Annotated in this window: 15 protein-coding genes; 10 read left to right on the plus strand and 5 right to left on the minus strand. The window is 51.2% G+C overall.

Annotation, left to right across the window (positions count from 1 at the left end):
• Positions 1 to 14 precede the first annotated feature (14 nt).
• Positions 15 to 3695 (minus strand): glycosyltransferase, encoded by a 3681-nt coding sequence (locus HV346_RS14085; RefSeq protein WP_181619941.1) that lies wholly within the window; start codon positions 3693 to 3695, stop codon positions 15 to 17.
• 91 nt (positions 3696 to 3786) lie between these two features.
• Entirely contained in the window at positions 3787 to 4638 is an 852-nt protein-coding gene (locus HV346_RS14090) for a flagellin domain-containing protein (RefSeq protein WP_181619942.1), read from the minus strand.
• A gap of 376 nt (positions 4639 to 5014) precedes the next feature.
• Here HV346_RS14090 and fliD point away from each other — a divergent pair, with 376 nt between their 5' ends.
• The 4 genes from fliD to amyA are packed head-to-tail and all read left to right on the plus strand — an operon-like array spanning position 5015 to position 8785.
• Positions 5015 to 6451, plus strand: coding sequence for a flagellar filament capping protein FliD (fliD, locus tag HV346_RS14095; protein ID WP_181619943.1), 1437 nt, complete (start codon positions 5015 to 5017; stop codon positions 6449 to 6451).
• A gap of 9 nt (positions 6452 to 6460) precedes the next feature.
• Entirely contained in the window at positions 6461 to 6871 is a 411-nt protein-coding gene (fliS, locus tag HV346_RS14100; protein WP_181619944.1) for a flagellar export chaperone FliS, read from the plus strand.
• Positions 6871 to 7245 (plus strand): flagella biosynthesis regulatory protein FliT, encoded by a 375-nt coding sequence (gene fliT / locus HV346_RS14105; RefSeq protein ID WP_181619945.1) that lies wholly within the window; start codon positions 6871 to 6873, stop codon positions 7243 to 7245. The genes fliS and fliT overlap by 1 nt, the downstream gene beginning before the upstream one ends.
• Positions 7246 to 7297: 52 nt before the next feature.
• Positions 7298 to 8785, plus strand: coding sequence for an alpha-amylase (gene amyA / locus HV346_RS14110; RefSeq protein WP_181619946.1), 1488 nt, complete (start codon positions 7298 to 7300; stop codon positions 8783 to 8785).
• A 38-nt stretch (positions 8786 to 8823) separates the two neighbouring features.
• Here the strand turns inward: amyA and yedD are convergent, their stop codons facing one another.
• The 3 genes from yedD to fliE all read right to left on the minus strand — a co-directional run bounded on the left by yedD (position 8824) and on the right by fliE (position 10525).
• On the minus strand, positions 8824 to 9237 hold the full coding sequence (gene yedD / locus HV346_RS14115) for a lipoprotein YedD (RefSeq protein WP_181619947.1): 414 nt from the start codon (positions 9235 to 9237) through the stop codon (positions 8824 to 8826).
• A 111-nt stretch (positions 9238 to 9348) separates the two neighbouring features.
• Positions 9349 to 10098, minus strand: a complete 750-nt coding sequence (locus HV346_RS14120; protein ID WP_249415099.1) for an FkbM family methyltransferase — start codon at positions 10096 to 10098, stop codon at positions 9349 to 9351.
• Positions 10099 to 10210: 112 nt separating this feature from the next.
• A complete protein-coding gene (gene fliE / locus HV346_RS14125; protein ID WP_181619949.1) occupies positions 10211 to 10525 on the minus strand; it encodes a flagellar hook-basal body complex protein FliE in 315 nt (104 codons plus the stop codon).
• Between the two features lie 228 nt (positions 10526 to 10753).
• On the opposite strand from fliE, the gene fliF reads away from it, so the two are divergent.
• Genes fliF through fliK form a run of 6 tightly spaced genes read left to right on the plus strand, consistent with a single transcriptional unit; the run spans position 10754 to position 17221 of the window.
• Complete coding sequence (fliF, locus tag HV346_RS14130) at positions 10754 to 12451, plus strand: flagellar basal-body MS-ring/collar protein FliF (RefSeq protein WP_181619950.1); 1698 nt, start codon at positions 10754 to 10756, stop codon at positions 12449 to 12451.
• Positions 12444 to 13445 carry a flagellar motor switch protein FliG gene (gene fliG / locus HV346_RS14135; protein WP_181619951.1) on the plus strand — a complete coding sequence of 334 codons (1002 nt, stop codon included), beginning with the start codon at positions 12444 to 12446 and terminating at the stop codon, positions 13443 to 13445. Before fliF ends, fliG begins: the two co-directional genes overlap by 8 nt.
• Positions 13438 to 14145, plus strand: coding sequence for a flagellar assembly protein FliH (fliH, locus tag HV346_RS14140; protein WP_181619952.1), 708 nt, complete (start codon positions 13438 to 13440; stop codon positions 14143 to 14145). The genes fliG and fliH overlap by 8 nt, the downstream gene beginning before the upstream one ends.
• A complete protein-coding gene (gene fliI, locus HV346_RS14145; RefSeq protein ID WP_181619953.1) occupies positions 14145 to 15515 on the plus strand; it encodes a flagellar protein export ATPase FliI in 1371 nt (456 codons plus the stop codon). The genes fliH and fliI overlap by 1 nt, the downstream gene beginning before the upstream one ends.
• Before the next feature lie 21 nt (positions 15516 to 15536).
• On the plus strand, positions 15537 to 15980 hold the full coding sequence (gene fliJ, locus HV346_RS14150) for a flagellar export protein FliJ (RefSeq protein WP_181619954.1): 444 nt from the start codon (positions 15537 to 15539) through the stop codon (positions 15978 to 15980).
• Complete coding sequence (fliK, locus tag HV346_RS14155; RefSeq protein ID WP_181619955.1) at positions 15977 to 17221, plus strand: flagellar hook length control protein FliK; 1245 nt, start codon at positions 15977 to 15979, stop codon at positions 17219 to 17221. The genes fliJ and fliK overlap by 4 nt, the downstream gene beginning before the upstream one ends.

The raw sequence follows: 17221 nt of genomic DNA on the forward strand, positions 1-17221 counted from the left end.
TGCTTTCCCGGGTGTTAATCGAGCCAGGCACGTTGCCAGTCCTCAAGACCGCTATCTTTTAACATCCAGTCTCGTTGCACTGCATCTCGCAGCGCTTCACCCGCACGCTCCAGGGCATTCCAGTCGCTGATGTGTTCGCGAATGGCGGCAATCCAGGCATTCGGGGTATTTCTCACGCGCTGAACAGGCAATCCGCAGCGGTAGGGCTCAATATCGGTGCAAATAATCGGCACGCCACAACTGCCTAACTCAAGGAGACGCAGGTTACTCTTACATTCATTGAAGAGATTCTGCTCCAGCGGCACAAGCGCTAAATCCAGATCCAGCTCACTCAGTTTCTGAGGATAGTGCTCAAAAGGCACTGGAAGGTGGAACTCACATGCCACCCCAGCGGGTTTCATTCCCATAAATACCCATTCAACGTCGTTTTCCAGTTCACGCATAATCGGCAGAAGGATTTCGAGGTCACCCGTATGACTCGATCCCCCCGCCCAACCCACACGTGGCTTCTTGCCTCGGCGTTTGTTGGATTTGAGATGTCCCCAAAGCTCCATATCCAGGCGGTTTTTGGCAACCCGGATATCCGAATGGAACCGCGAGTAAGCCTCGGCAAGAGGTTCGGTTGAGACAACAACCCAGTCAGCCATTGCCAGGCCCGCGCTCAGGCGATTCTGGATATCTTTTGGCACGTTGTCCCTGAAAATGTTTTTCTCCGGAACATTGAGATAATAATCATCAAACTCCATTATTATTTTTGCATCGCAGACCTGACGATAACGACGGATAGTCTGGGGAATATCATCCGCTATCGGTACTTCAAGGATCAAACGATCCGGCTGGAATTGCGCAACTTCCATCACCGTTGGCAGGCCGAGAATAAGGCCGCCATCAGCTTTCAGTTCCGTCTGTAAGGCCCTGAATGGCTTGATAACGCGATAATTACCACACCCTGTCCAGTTGACATGAGTGCCCATCACTACAGGCAGCGGTTTGCCGGGTAACGCCTCCGGTAAACGTGACATGCGGGTATTGAGGCTAAATGCTGACCCCAGGAGATTCATCCGTGGGTTATAGTAAGGATCACGGGCAAGCGCACTCCCCCATTTTTCGAGCAGTGCATCGAAGCACGTTTCATCCGCATGCGTAGCAACATGGAATTTCTCAGGGAATAAACGTGAGGCTCCCCCCAGATGCCGAACCCGGCTTGAAGGCGTCCAGACCGTAATATAACCGTTGGATTTCGCTTTTAACGCCAAATCAACATCAGAGAAGTAAACCGGGAATTCTTTTTCTTCAAAGCCCCCCAGTTCTTCGAAAACAGCTTTACGCATCATCATGCACGCGGCGCTAACGGCATGTGCACCACGAGGAACCTTGAGGCGATTCAGGAAGCCGTTGTCGCCAGGCTTACTTCCCCGCTCACTGACTATTACGCCATCATTAACACCCGTGATGTACCCACCATGCTCAAGTGAGCCATCAGGATATTCAAGGCGACTGCCCACAATGCCAACTTCAGGTCGCTGGGCGTGCTCAATCAGTGCGCTCATCCAGTTCCCGTCAATAATCTCAATATCGTTATTCAGGAAGAGCAGGAACTCACCCGTCGCATGCTGGCTCGCGAAATTATTGATTGCAGCAAAATTAAAGTCACTGTCATACCGCAGGACTTTAATTTGAGCAAGTTGCAGTGCATCGAGTTGATCCAGGTACATTCTGGCATCACCCTCGGTAGAGCCATTATCCACAATGATGATTTCATACTGGTGATGCTGCGTATTTTCCATCAGTGAATCGATGCATTTCTGGAGCAGTACAAAGCGGTCCTTGGTCGGAATGATGACTGAAACTTTAGCCATCTTTGGAAGGGCATAAACAACGTTTTGCACGCCGGTCTCATCATGTGCCGTGACGGTGGCATCTATCTGGCAACGCGACAAGTGTCCTGCCGTAATACGGGTCATTTCCTGAAGTAGTGTGCCTTCTTTAGTCCACTCATTCATGGTCTCAGTTCTGCTGATCAGGGGCTCCGCGATATGCCCGATACAGGCAGGGCCACTCTCCTCAACAAGTTTCCAGCACACATCAATATGGCTTAATGCGTTGAACGTCAGGTCAAATCCCTGATGGCGACGAAGGGCTTCAACAGAGATCACCACGCTCGAACCGATGTACGGAAACGCACGCAGCAAATCGATATCACACTCAGGCTTGAGTATTAACCCATCTTCTTTATTGTCTTTAACGATCAGTTCATCGTAGTACCAGAGGGATTTATGCGGTTCACGCATGGCGAATTCCGCAAACGTGAGCAAGGCATGCTCTTCAAGCCTATCCCCGGCATCCATAATGACAACCAGAGTTGATGGAATTTGCGCCAATGCCGTATTCAAATCAGGAGCATAATTAACGGCAGGAGAATCTGATGGTAGTTGTTGACCCACTGCGCCAATAACAAAAGTAACTTCGGCGCCGAGACTCTGCGTCTGAGCAGACGCTAACGTCGTCTGAAGTTTATCGGCGGAACCGTCACGATCGATAATAATGACAGCGATTCGTGAAAATTCAGGGAAAGACTGTAATAAGGTCGCGATAATCGCATTACGCAATTCCGTCGGTTTTCTGTCATTCAGCCAGCTATTTACAGACCGTGTTTTCTCTTCACCAATGCTGTCCATAACCTTACGGTGGAACTCAATTCGGCGACCTTGTTCTTCTGTAATATGTAATTTTTTTGCCGCAGGAGCGCGTTCCAGAATTCTGTCGACGGTGGCATCCAGCGCAAGCTGTGAAATAGCCGTTGACCGATATTCTTGTGCCCAACGGGAAGCTTTCGCATACCCCTCAACAATCTCTTTCACCCACCGGGTTTGATTCGTTATTTTATTTGCACCGGTCAAGGCAAAGTGATAATCACTGCGTTCAAGTAAATTGTCTTGTCCAAGGTAACCATGGGAGAAATCACCATTAGAGATCACCACAGGAAGTCCCATGCTCATGGCCAATGCCACACGCCCTTCATCTCCGATAACAATATGATATTCAGAGAGAAGTTCAGGAGTGACAGGCCCAGGGGCAGAGTCCAGATTGTAGTAGTCGAGCTCAATACCTTTGTTACGAAAAGCATCAATTTGAGCGACTAAATTTTTATTATATCCAGAAGAAATGAGCAGCACTTTTTCTGGCTTATCCGCAAAATGTGGTGCGGTGTAAGAGGCGAACTCCTGATTCACCGTGAACGGGAAGATTTTAATTCGCGATTGTTTGATCCCTTTCTCAACCAGGCGAATATAACTGACGGTTGAACACGCCAGGCACACGCTTGCAAGCGAGTTTTCCACTTCAAAGCCATAAGGCAAATCATAATCTGCATAGCTGTAGAAATGGTGGAAAAAGACCTGAGCGGTATAACGCCCTTGTAAAAATGCGGTATTCAGTTCGGCCGTAATATACCCATTGAATACCCAGATCAGGCGATATTCAGGTTGTAATTTATCTTCGCTTTGTTCCAGCAAGTGAATGTTCTTGCTTTCATTAATAAGACTGATTTTATTCTGCCAGTGTCGCCCAATGGTTCTGGCTGCAACATCAACTTGCCAGTTATGGCGCTGAAAATAGTCTATCAAATCGAAAAAGATACTCTCGTGTTGACCGAAGTGCTCTAATCTGTCAATGGTAAGTAAAATTTTGCGCATGTTATTTTCAGTTCTACCAACAAATGGAATGATAATGTCAGGATAACAAAAACCCGGCAGCGCCGGGTTTTGTTTATCAGGAAAGTACAGATTAACGCAGCAGAGACAGCATAGTCTGTGGAACCTGGTTTGCCTGAGACAGTACAGAAGTACCAGCCTGCTGCAGGATCTGCGCGCGAGACATGTTAGATACTTCAGTTGCGTAGTCAGCATCCTGAATACGAGACTGTGCAGCAGACAGGTTAGTCACGGAGTTGTTCAGGTTGTTAACAGTGGATTCGAAGCGGTTCTGCATCGCACCCAGGTTACTACGCGCACCATCAATGCCTTTCAGTGCGGTATCAACTGCATCGATAACGCTCTGAGCAGTGGTGTTGTCGCTGATGGTTACGCTGCTGCCAGACAGAGCAGTACCGGAAGCCAGTGAGCTCAGTTTAGCGTTGATCAGGGAGTCAGAACCGATGCTGATGGTGTCACCAGTGTTGGTGTTAGCGCCAACCTGGATGGTCACGCCGCCGCTCTGAGAACCGTCCAGCAGGTTTTTGCCGTTGAAGTTCGCTGCGCCAGCAATACGGTCGATTTCGGACAGACGTTGGTTGATTTCAGTGTTGATTGAAGTCAGGTCTGTGCCCTGGTTAGTACCGTTTGCTGCCTGTACAGACAGTTCACGAATACGCTGCAAGTTGGTGTTGATTTCGTTCAGGTTGCCTTCAGCAGTCTGAATCATGGAGATGCCGTCGTTGGCATTACGTGCAGCCTGAGTCATACCCTTGATCTGAGAGGTCATGCGGTTAGCAATCGCCTGACCAGCAGCATCGTCTTTAGCGCTGTTGATACGCAGACCAGAGGACAGACGCTCAATCGCGGTGCCCAGAGCAGACTGAGATTTGTTCAGGTTGTTCTGAGTGGACAGGGACAACAGGTTAGTATTGATTACTGCCATAATTTAATTCCTTCAAATTGGGTTCTAGGGTCGGTGCCTAACACTCACGGCGTCTCTCACCGTCAACTGGATTATCGACGCACCTGAAAAAGACTTTAGAATTTTTGCCATAATTTTTTTATTTATATGATTTTATTGATAAAAATGATGTGCATATATTTTCAATAATACAGTGAGATGAAATTTTTAAGAGTGGAATGTCTGAACATCAGGCGATATCCCCTCCCCCATTTTTGGGTATGCAGATAACAAAGGCCGCATATACCGACAAGGAGTCCTTCTATTCGGTCGATAATTTTTTCTACTGAACCTTAAACTAATTTGGAATGTCGCCGATAACTAGCTGAAACTACCATTGACTAAAGGAAACTAACTAATGGCCAGTGCAACAATCAGTAGTCTTGGCGTGGGCTCAGGTCTTGACCTCCAAACTCTCTATACCAACCTTGAGACGGCTGAGAAAACAAAATTAACAACAATCACGAATCAGCAAACGTCTTATAACGCTCAGCTCAGTGCATTCAGCAAGCTGCAAAGCGCAATGCAAACGCTGAACACCGCGACTGCTGCGCTTGCCAAAAAGGATACCTGGAACGCGACAGCTGTCGGGTCAACCAACACCTCTTTTACGGCAACAACCGCAACAGGCGCGACAGTAGGTGACTACACCGTACAGGTAAAAGCTCTCGCGAAGGCGCAAGTGTTGACGTCCGCCAGCCAGGCAAGCGCGACTACGCAACTTGGTGCAACAACGGGCGGAAGCCGCACCATTACTATCTCGCAGGAAGGCACGACCAAACCGCTGACGGTGACCCTTTCTGACTCTGACACGTCATTGAACGGCATTGCGAGTGCCATTAATAAGGCCAATGGCAACGTCACCGCGACCGTCGTTAAAGCCAAAGAGGGTGATTACACCCTGATGCTGACGTCAAAAACGTCAGGTACAACCAATGACATGACCGTGTCCGTTTCTGGCGACAACACATTACAAGGTATCATTGGTTACGATTCATCCACGCATACCGGTGCGATGAACCAACAAACGGCATCCCAGAACGCGCAGGTTGTCATTAACGACATCACCATTGAACGTTCAACAAATACAATCACCGATGCCCTGCCTGGCATCACGCTGAGCCTTAAAAATCAGAGCAGCAGCACCGAAAACCTGCAAATTACCCGCGCCGCTGACGCGACGCAAAAAGCGGTTACTGACTGGGTTACCGCTTATAACGCCCTGCAATCCACCATCACCTCTGTCACCAAATATGTGAAAGTGGACGCGGGTGAAGATCAATCCGCAAACAACGGTGCCCTGCTGGGTGACAGTACGGTTCGTTCTGTCCAGTCTCAGCTGCGCGGTTTACTCACGGAAGTGCAGTCCGGTTCTTATGCGATCCTGGCACAACTTGGTGTGACTCAGGATACAACGATGGGTGCCGACGGTTCGTTGGGTAACCTTAAAGTTGACTCCACCAAGCTTACCAAAGCGTTAACCGATAACCCGGAAGCGGTTCAGGCTTACTTTACAGGTGACGGCAAAACGACTGGCCTGGCAACGCAAATGGGTAATACGCTTACCACAATGCTAAGCACCACAGCCGGTAAAGAAGGGATCATTAAGAACGCCACTGACGGTATCAACACTACGTTGAAAACCTTAGATCAGCGTTACGATGCAATGGAAGCCAGCATCGAAGCAACAATGGCACGCTATAAAACACAGTTTACCAATTTAGATACGTTGATGAGCAAGATGAACAACACATCAACCTACCTCAAACAGCAATTTAGTACTTCCAGCAGTTAAGGAACTTCTATGTACTCACAGAATGGCGCACGAGCTTATCAACAGGTTGGGCTGGAAAGCGCGGTAATGAGCGCAAGCCCACATCAGCTTGTGTCCATGCTTTTTGACGGGGCACTGAGTGCCCTTGTTCGCGCCCGACTCTTTCTTGAAGAAGGGCGTATTAGCGAAAAAGGTGAGGCTTTATCTAAGGCAATCAACATTATCGATAATGGCCTAAAGGCTGGTCTGAATATGGAAGTGGAAGGAGACCTCTCGGCGAACCTTTCCGCACTGTATGAGTACATGGTTCGTCGTCTATTACAGGCCAATTTACGTAATGACGCAGGAGCAATTGTCGAAGTTGAGGACTTGTTGAGTAACATTGCAGATGCGTGGAAACAAATAGGCCCAAATGCTTCCTCTCTCCAGGATAACTTTTGATGAACACTCCTAGCTCCGCACTTAGCGCCTGGCAGGCGCTATACAATCTTAGCCTCACAATGCTTACGCATGCTAAAGCGGGGCAATGGGATGAGCTGATTACACATGAGATCACCTATGTTCAGCTTATCGAACAGATCTCTCAAAATCCCATAGCCTCAGCCCCGCCTGCGCACATTGAACAAGCCAGATTTTTGCTCGAAAATGTTCTGAAAAATGAAAATGACCTTAAAGAATTGCTGGCGGCCCGAATGGACGAGCTGCGCAATTTGATTGGCCAGACCAGCAGGCAGCAATCAATAACCTCTACCTATGGCAAACTCTCGGGTAATATTCTCTACCCCGAAAGTCTGACACGCGACCCCCAATTATGATTTTGTCATCCATACTCCAGAAGTCAGCACAATGACTTCTGGAGCACGGACGATGAAAAATCCCACTTTATTGCAATGTTTTCACTGGTATTACCCTGCAGGAGGAGAGTTGTGGCGAGAAGTCACTGCGCTCGCCCCCAACCTGAATGAAATTGGCATTAATATGATTTGGTTACCGCCAGCCTATAAAGGGGCATCAGGTGGCTTTTCGGTTGGATACGATTCATATGATCTTTTTGACCTTGGAGAGTTCGACCAAAAAGGATCCGTCGCCACAAAATACGGTGATAAAGCACAATTACTCGACGCCATCGATGCCTTAAAGAGCAACCAGATTGCGGTATTGCTGGATGTGGTGGTCAATCACAAGATGGGTGCGGATGAGAAAGAGTCGATCCGGGTGCAGCGCGTAGACGAGCAAGATCGTAACCAAATCGCCGAGGATATTGTCGAGTGCGAAGCCTGGACCAGGTACACCTTCCCTGTCCGGGCGGGTCAATACTCTCAGTTTATCTGGGACTTCAAATGTTTCAGCGGTGTTGACCATATCGAAAACCCGGACGAGGACGGCATCTTTAAAATCGTCAACGACTACACCGGCGAAGGCTGGAATGACCAAGTGGATGACGAAATGGGTAATTTCGATTACCTGATGGGCGAGAATATCGACTTTCGCAACCGCGCGGTTACTGAAGAACTGAAATATTGGGCTCGCTGGGTGATAGAACAAACCCATTGCGACGGCTTTCGACTCGATGCGGTCAAACATATTCCGGCATGGTTTTACAAGGAGTGGATTGAACACGTCCAGGACACAACGGAAAAGCCGTTATTTATTGTTGCAGAGTACTGGTCACACGAAGTCGATAAACTCGAGCAATATATTGATCAGGTTGACGGTAAAACACTGCTTTTTGATGCGCCGCTCCAGATGAAGTTTCACGAGGCCTCTCGTCAGGGGCGTGATTACGATATGAGCCAGATTTTCACCGACACGCTGGTCTCAGTTGATCCCTTCCATGCCGTCACGCTGGTCGCCAACCATGACACTCAGCCGCTGCAGGCTCTCGAGGCCCCGGTCGAATCCTGGTTTAAACCCCTGGCGTATGCATTAATCCTGCTGCGTGAAAACGGTGTTCCCAGCGTATTTTATCCAGACTTATTCGGTGCGAGCTACGATGACGTCGGGGGAGATGGTGAAACCTATCACATTGACATGCCTGTCATTGAACAGCTCCACGAACTGATCCTGGCCCGTCAGCGTTTCGCCCACGGTATACAGACGCTCTATTTCGATCATCCGAACTGTATCGCTTTTAGCCGAAGCGGTACTGACGAAAACCCAGGCTGTGTGGTGGTACTTTCCAACGGAGATGATGGAGAAAAAATCCTGTGTCTGGGGGAAAACTACGGTAATAAGACCTGGCGGGATTTTTTGGGAAACCGTGAGGAGACGGTAAGCACTGCAGCCGATGGCGAAGGTACATTTACCTGTAAGGGTGGCAGTGTGAGTATCTGGGTAATGGAAGATGTTCTGTAATCAGGCGTCGGGTGAGAATACTCACCCGACAATCCTTCTTATGGGTGATGGCTTTCGAGCGGGTTTTTGCTCAGATAATCAGCACACTCTACCGTCGGGCGCGCGACGTGCTGGAGCTCCATGCCGTCATATTCCAGCGTCATCCCGTCCAGGTGTAACGGATAGATATCCAGTTTGCTGGTAACGTTATAATACTTATCGGAACGCAACATGATTTTACCCGGCACAGCGATAACACGTTGCCATTGTCGGCAATCCAGCGTGTCACCATCTTTTGTCACCACGAGCGTGGCAATGGCCTCCGGGCTGACCAATTTCCCCTGCGGCCCTTTCGACTGCCAGTAACCGGCAAGATGAGAAGGGACAGGATGCTTAATAACATCCTTGTAGCTATCGACCTGAACACATCCAGACAAGGCCAGCAGAGCACCAATAATTGCTATCTTCTTCATAGATAAACCGTATACAAAGAAAAAATACATTGTGGCATTAAAGTCCACTGTACTCCAGCAACAACCCATGCCCTGCAACAATCAGCCCGCGATGAAACCGGCCCCTCGAGATTACCCAGCACGCACCACGCGGGTCAGTTTTTCATTGTCATCACGAATGAAATCGACCTTCGCTTCGTTGCGCGGATGGTGAGCCAGGAAGTCATCAAACTGAATATGTTCAATGACATATCCCAGATCCAGGATGAAACCTATCAGTGCATCACGCTGCTCGTGGAACCACGGTAAATCCCATGCTTCGAATGAGAATGGCGGGAAATTGTTATGTTCAAGGAAGCCAACCGCTCCTTTCAGTACATCCAGTTCGAGACCTTCAACGTCGATCTTCAGGAAGCGCGTTTTCTGCTCAAAAAGAATATCGTCGAGCTTAACCACCTGAACAACATCTTTTTCAGCACTCATCGCCATCTGAACGCCGGTGTTTGAGCGATACTGCTCAACCATGGAGAAACCGCCAACATTATTCATTTTGTGGTAGTCAGGAACAGGAAGCTCAAGCAGTCCGCTCTCCTGTCCAACACCTTTATTAAGGGCGGTTACGTTATTCAGTCGATTGAGGAAAATATTGCCACACAGTTGATAATAAACCGTTTTCTGAGGTTCAAAAGAATAAACCTGCCCATTTTGTTCAGCAATCATCAGGGCTGTTGGGATGGTATATGCCCCGAGGTTAGCACCGAGGTCGAAAACAATAGGCTGGTCAAATCCACGCGTGAATTCTCCCGTGATGGCAAAAAGCCAGTTTTCCCAGTTATCTCGGGTAAAGAGATGATTTGAAATAACATCATTTCCAAAGGTCAAAAAGCTACCTTGTGATGAGTTAACGACATGCACTCTTGGTAACATAGGTAATCCTGTATTTTTCTTTATAAAAGCAACATTGTTGAAAAATCACTGGAAATGACGTCAGACACTACACCTGCATGCCCATCACTTCCTGGTAGGCTGAAACCAGCTTGTTACGCACCTGGATCCCCATCTGAAGGGAAACGGATGCTTTTTGTAAATCGGTCATCACATCGTTAAGTGCCACGCCAGGTTCACCCAGGGTGAATTTTTCTGCCTGCGTCCGCGCTGCCGTCTGCGTATCGCTGATGCGATCGAGCGCAGCATGCAGTTGCCCGGCAAAGCTGATGGTCGGCTGTGCGTCCGCCACATTCTGACTCCGGGCCGTCATTGCCGTTGCCTGCAACTGACTGATTACCCCTTCAATGCCCTGTATAGCCATGACTTTCCCCTGGATGGTTTTTTACGCGGTCAAGACTAACAGCTTGTCAATAAGATAAAGGCGGTAAATAGCATGAAAAAACCAGGTTATTTGACGCATAGAAAATCCTGAATCATCAAATAATGGCAGGGCCATCAGTATGGAACTTTTGTCGTGTTTGCCGACCCGGGAGTCAGTTTTGTTTCTCTACACGAATAACGTAACCCACCAGGATTTAAGAGGTGCGCAATGAGTGCGACAGCATCGACAGCACCGCAAAATAAATCACTCGAGTGGATGAACCGCCTGCGTGCGAATCCTAAAATCCCGTTGATCGTGGCAAGCGCTGCCGCTATTGCGATTCTCGTAGCGATGGTCTTGTGGGCGAAAAGCCCTGATTACCGGACACTTTATAGCAACCTTTCCGACCAGGATGGCGGTGCGATCGTCACCCAACTCACCCAGATGAACATCCCTTATCGCTTTGCTGATAACGGCGGTGCGCTTGAGGTTCCTGCGGATAAAGTGCATGAACTGCGTCTGCGCCTGGCACAACAAGGTCTGCCAAAAGGGGGCGCTGTCGGCTTTGAACTGCTGGATCAGGAAAAATTCGGTATCAGTCAGTTCAGCGAGCAGGTGAACTACCAGCGTGCGCTGGAAGGTGAGCTGGCCCGAACAATTGAAACACTTGGCCCGGTAAAAAGTGCACGCGTGCATCTGGCCATGCCAAAACCGTCTCTGTTTGTCCGCGAACAAAAATCTCCGTCAGCGTCTGTTACCGTCAATCTCGAACCCGGCCGCGCGCTGGATGAGGGACAAATCAGTGCCGTAACGCATTTGGTATCCAGTGCGGTTGCAGGCTTGCCGCCAGGCAACGTTACGCTGGTTGATCAGAGCGGCCATCTGTTAACCCAATCCAATACTGCCGGTCGTGATCTGAACGACGCGCAGCTGAAATACGCGACAGACGTAGAGAACCGTCTCCAGCGTCGCATCGAAGCCATTCTTGGCCCTATCGTCGGTAACAGCAACGTACACGCACAGGTTACTGCGCAGATCGACTTTGCTAATAAAGAGCAAACCGAAGAGCAGTACAGCCCGAACGGTGATGCGGCACAAGCGGTAATGCGTTCCCGTCAGGTCAATGAGAACGAACAAATTGGTGGCGCTTACCCCGGTGGCGTACCCGGTGCGCTCTCTAACCAGCCTGCTCCGGCTAACGCTGCCCCCATCACGACACCTGCTGCCAATCAACAGAATGGTCAGCAGAACGGTCAGCAAAATAATCAACAGCAGGGCTCAACGGCGACCAATAATTCATCTGGACCACGTTCCACCAGCCGCAATGAGACCACCAACTACGAAGTTGATCGTACGATCCGCCACACCAAAATGAATGTCGGTGATGTGCAGCGTCTGTCAGTTGCTGTCGTGGTGAACTACAAAACGCTGCCGGATGGCAAACCGCTGCCGCTGACTGCCGATCAGATGAAGCAGATCGAAGACCTGACCCGCGAAGCCATGGGTTATTCAGAAAAACGTGGCGATACCCTCAACGTGGTGAACTCGCCATTCAGCGCAGTTGATGAAACGGGTGGCGAACTTCCATTCTGGCAACAGCAGTCGTTTATCGATCAGTTGATGTCCGCAGGTCGTTGGTTGCTGGTGCTGATTGTGGCCTGGCTACTGTGGCGCAAAGGCATTCGTCCACAGCTCACGCGTCGTGCTGAAGAAGCGAAAGCAGCCCGGGAACAACTCTCGGCACGTCAGGAAGTGGAAGATGCGGTCGAGGTTCGCCTGAGCAAAGACGAGCAAATGCAGCAGCGCCGTGCTAACCAGCGCCTGGGTGCTGAAGTCATGAGCCAGCGTATTCGCGAAATGTCAGATAACGATCCGCGCGTTGTGGCGCTGGTCATTCGCCAGTGGATGAATAACGATCATGAGTAACACTACCCTTTCAGGCACAGATAAAAGTGTCATCCTGCTGATGACCATTGGCGAAGACCGCGCGGCGGAGGTGTTTAAACACCTCTCCGATCGCGAAGTCCAGACGCTCAGCGCCGCCATGGCGAACGTGCGTCAGATTTCGAACACCCAGTTAACGGAGGTGCTGGCTGAGTTTGAGCGCGAGGCAGAACAGTTTGCCGCCCTCAACGTCAACGCCAACGAATACCTGCGTTCAGTACTGGTCAAAGCGCTGGGTGAAGAACGTGCGGCCAGTCTGCTGGAAGATATTCTGGAAACCCGCGACACTGCCAGCGGCATCGAAACGCTCAACTTTATGGAGCCGCAGAGTGCCGCCGACCTTATTCGCGACGAGCACCCGCAGATCATCGCCACCATTCTGGTCCACCTCAAACGCGGCCAGGCAGCCGATATTCTGGCGCTGTTCGACGAACGTCTGCGCCACGATGTCATGCTACGTATCGCCACATTTGGTGGTGTCCAGCCAGCCGCGCTGGCGGAACTGACCGAAGTGCTGAACAACCTGCTCGACGGCCAGAACCTCAAGCGCAGCAAAATGGGCGGCGTGAGAACGGCAGCCGAAATTATCAACCTGATGAAAACACAGCAGGAAGAAGCGGTTATTACTGCAGTTCGCGAATTCGATGGCGAACTGGCACAAAAAATTATCGACGAGATGTTCCTGTTCGAAAACCTGGTCGAAGTGGACGATCGCAGCATCCAGCGCCTGCTTCAGGAAGTGGACTCCGAGTCGCTGCTTATCGCTCTCAAAGGGGCCGAACAGCCACTGCGCGAGAAGTTCCTGCGCAACATGTCTCAGCGTGCGGCGGATATCCTGCGCGACGACCTTGCCAACCGTGGCCCGGTTCGTCTCTCTCAGGTCGAAAACGAACAGAAAGCGATCCTGCTTATTGTGCGTCGTCTGGCGGAAACCGGCGAAATGGTAATTGGCAGCGGAGACGACACTTATGTCTAATGAGCTGCCGTGGACGCGCTGGACACCCGATGACCTCGCCCCTCCTGTGACCGAGTTCACGCCAGCAATGATGTTGCCCGATGAGGGCGATGTCACTGATGATGCTCCTGAGCTCAGTGAGGAAGAACAACGCACGCAGATGCTGGCTCAACTGCAAATGCAGGCGCACGAGCAGGGCTTTAACGCCGGTATGAACGAAGGGCGTCAAAAAGGCCATGAGCTAGGCTATCAGGAAGGTTTAGCACAAGGATTAGAGCAGGGTCAGGAACAGGCGCGTCAGCAGCAAGCGCCGATCAATGCCCGCATGCAACAACTGGTGAGTGAGTTCCAACATACTCTTGATGCGCTGGACAGCGTCATTGCATCGCGTCTGATGCAGATGGCGCTAGAGGCTGCACGCCAGGTGATCGGCCAGACACCCGTTGTCGATAACGCTGCACTGATCAAACAAATACAGGGTTTGCTGCAACAGGAACCGTTGTTCAGCGGCAAACCTCAGTTGCGTGTACATCCTGATGATTTACAACGTGTTGAAGAGAGCCTTGGCGCGACGCTTAGCCTTCATGGCTGGCGTTTACGCGGTGACCCGTCACTTCATCATGGCGGCTGCAAAGTCTCTGCCGATGAGGGCGATCTCGATGCCAGCGTGGCAACCCGCTGGCAAGAGCTGTGCCGTCTGGCTGCACCGGGAGTCGTCTGATGACTGCACGCCTCACGCGCTGGCTTAACACGCTCGATAATTTTGAAACGAAGATGGCGCAACTGCCATCTGTTCGTCGTTATGGACGTCTGACGCGCGCCACCGGGTTGGTGCTTGAAGCCACAGGTTTACAGTTACCGCTGGGAGCAACCTGTGTTATTGAACGCCAGGACGGAATTGAGACACGCGAAGTGGAAAGTGAAGTGGTTGGCTTTAACGGTCAACGTCTCTTTCTGATGCCGCTTGAAGAGGTAGAGGGCGTGCTTCCCGGCGCACGTGTCTACGCTAAGAACTACGCGGGCGACGGTCTGCAAAGCGGGAAACAGTTACCGCTTGGCCCGGCACTTTTAGGCCGCGTGCTCGATGGCAGCGGCAAGCCGCTCGACGGTCTGCCCTCCCCTGACACCACCGAAACCGGTGCGCTAATCACACAGCCGTTTAACCCGCTACAACGTACGCCTATCGAGCACGTGCTGGATACTGGCGTTCGTCCGATCAACGCCCTGCTCACCGTGGGTCGAGGGCAGCGTATGGGTCTGTTTGCCGGTTCCGGTGTTGGTAAATCGGTTCTGCTCGGCATGATGGCACGCTATACCCAGGCCGACGTGATTGTGGTGGGGCTGATTGGTGAACGTGGTCGTGAAGTTAAAGATTTTATCGAGAATATTCTCGGTGCTGATGGCCGCGCACGCTCGGTGGTGATCGCCGCTCCGGCCGATGTTTCGCCGCTGCTGCGTATGCAAGGGGCTGCTTATGCCACGCGTATCGCTGAAGATTTCCGTGACCGTGGGCAGCACGTCCTGCTGATCATGGACTCGCTTACCCGTTATGCCATGGCGCAGCGTGAAATTGCCCTGGCAATCGGCGAACCACCAGCCACTAAAGGTTATCCACCTTCTGTATTCGCCAAACTTCCCGCTCTGGTTGAACGCGCGGGTAACGGCATCACTGGCGGCGGTTCAATTACGGCATTTTATACCGTACTGACCGAAGGCGATGACCAGCAGGACCCGATTGCCGACTCAGCACGTGCGATCCTCGACGGACACATTGTACTGTCGCGTCGTCTGGCTGAAGCAGGACACTATCCTGCAATCGATATTGAAGCCTCAATCAGCCGTGCAATGACGGCACTGATTACAGAGAAGCATTACGCCCGTGTGCGTAACTTCAAACAACTGCTCTCCAGTTTCCAGCGTAACCGCGATTTGGTCAGCGTGGGGGCGTATGCCAAAGGCAGCGACCCGATGCTCGATAAAGCGATTGCCTTATGGCCGCAACTGGAAGCGTTCTTGCAACAAGGTATTTTTGAACGTGCCGACTGGGAAGATTCAATTCAGGCTCTGGATCTGATTTTCCCGCAGGTGTAACACAGGTGGAGGGCGAAGGTCATGGCGCAAAATAGCGCGTTATCAACGCTAAAAGATCTGGCTGAAAAAGAAGTTGATGATGCCGCATTGCAACTTGGTGCAATGCGGCGTGGATGTCAGCAGGCTGAAGAACAGTTGAAGATGTTAATCGACTATCAGCATGAGTATCGCACCAACCTCAATACCGATATGACACAAGGCATTGGTAGCCAGCGATGGATTAACTATCAGCAGTTTATCCAGACGCTCGAAAAGGCGATCGAACAGCATCGCCTGCAGCTTAACCAGTGGACCCAAAAAGTGGATACAGCGCTGAATTTCTGGCGCGAGAAAAAGCAGCGACTGCAGGCCTGGCAAACATTACAGGATCGGCAAGTTGCTGCAACGACCCTCGCCGAAAACCGCCTGGATCAGAAAAAAATGGATGAGTTTGCCCAGCGCGCATCAATGAGGAAACCTGAATGATCACACTGCAACAACTGTTGGTGTCCGACCTCGACCTGTCTGGCGGTTCACAGACGGGAAAATCAGCCGATGGCGCGCAAGATTTTCTCTCGCTGCTGGCCGGAGCCTTAACGGATACCGCAGGCCAGGGCAAAGACGCTCCGCTGACCCTTGCCGACCTCAAAGCGGCCGGAAGTAAGCTGTCCAAAGCCGCGCTTGAAAAAGATGGCGACACGACGCTACAGGCGAAAATTGCCGATCTGCTCTCCCGTCAGGAGACGCTCAGTGGCGATGACACTGCGCAAACTACTGCGCTGCAAAGTCTTGTCTCCGGCCTGATGCCGGTTAAAGCTGGGGAGGCACTCAAAGCGCTGAACACCACGGCGACAAAAGATGACAGCAAGACCGAGCTTAATGAAGAAGAGTTGGCTGGCTTAAGTGCGCTGATGGCGATGTTGCCACACCAGCAAACAACCGCGCCGGTTACTCCCCAGTCAACACATGCTGAAGGTGTTACTGCACAAGCGGCTCTCAATTCTACCGGATTAGCGCAAATCGCTACTGGCCAACAGCCCGTGCAGAGCAATGTTTCCGCTGGACATGATAAGACGCCACCACAGTCTCAATATCAGGCTCTGACCCAGAGTGCTGACACGACGCTGCCAGCCAATACAACGGCTACACCGGCAGTCGCCGCCATTGCCGAAAAACAGGATCTGGCGAGTAATACCTCGTCGACAACACCGACGGCCACTCTGGCTCCGATTGTCAGCAGCCAGGCGACCTCTCAGCCTGCCGCAACCGTTGCAACGGCTCCGGTGCTGAGCCAACCGTTGGGAAGCAGTGAGTGGCAACAGACGTTGAGCCAGCACATCACCCTGTTTACCCGCCAGGGACAACAAACAGCGGAATTACGTCTGCACCCGGAAGATCTGGGCCAGGTTCAGATTTCGCTTAAACTGGATGATAACCAGGCGCAACTGCAGATGGTCTCTGCACACAGCCATGTACGTGCAGCCCTGGAAGCGGCCTTGCCGGTACTGCGTACTCAACTGGCGGAAAACGGCATTCAGCTGTCTCAGAGCAGCGTCAGCAGTGAGAGCTTCGCCGGACAGCAGCAGTCGTCATCCCAGCAACAACAGCAGGCTTCACGTTCCGGCCAACAAGGCGGTTTTAATGAAGAGAGTGATGAGTTACTGCTAACCCCTGCTGCGTTGCAATCCGCCGCACGTGGAAACGGTGCAGTAGACATCTTCGCCTAA

The sequence above is a fragment of the Enterobacter sp. RHBSTW-00994 genome (assembly GCF_013782625.1).
Classification (GTDB): Bacteria; Pseudomonadota; Gammaproteobacteria; order Enterobacterales; family Enterobacteriaceae; genus Enterobacter.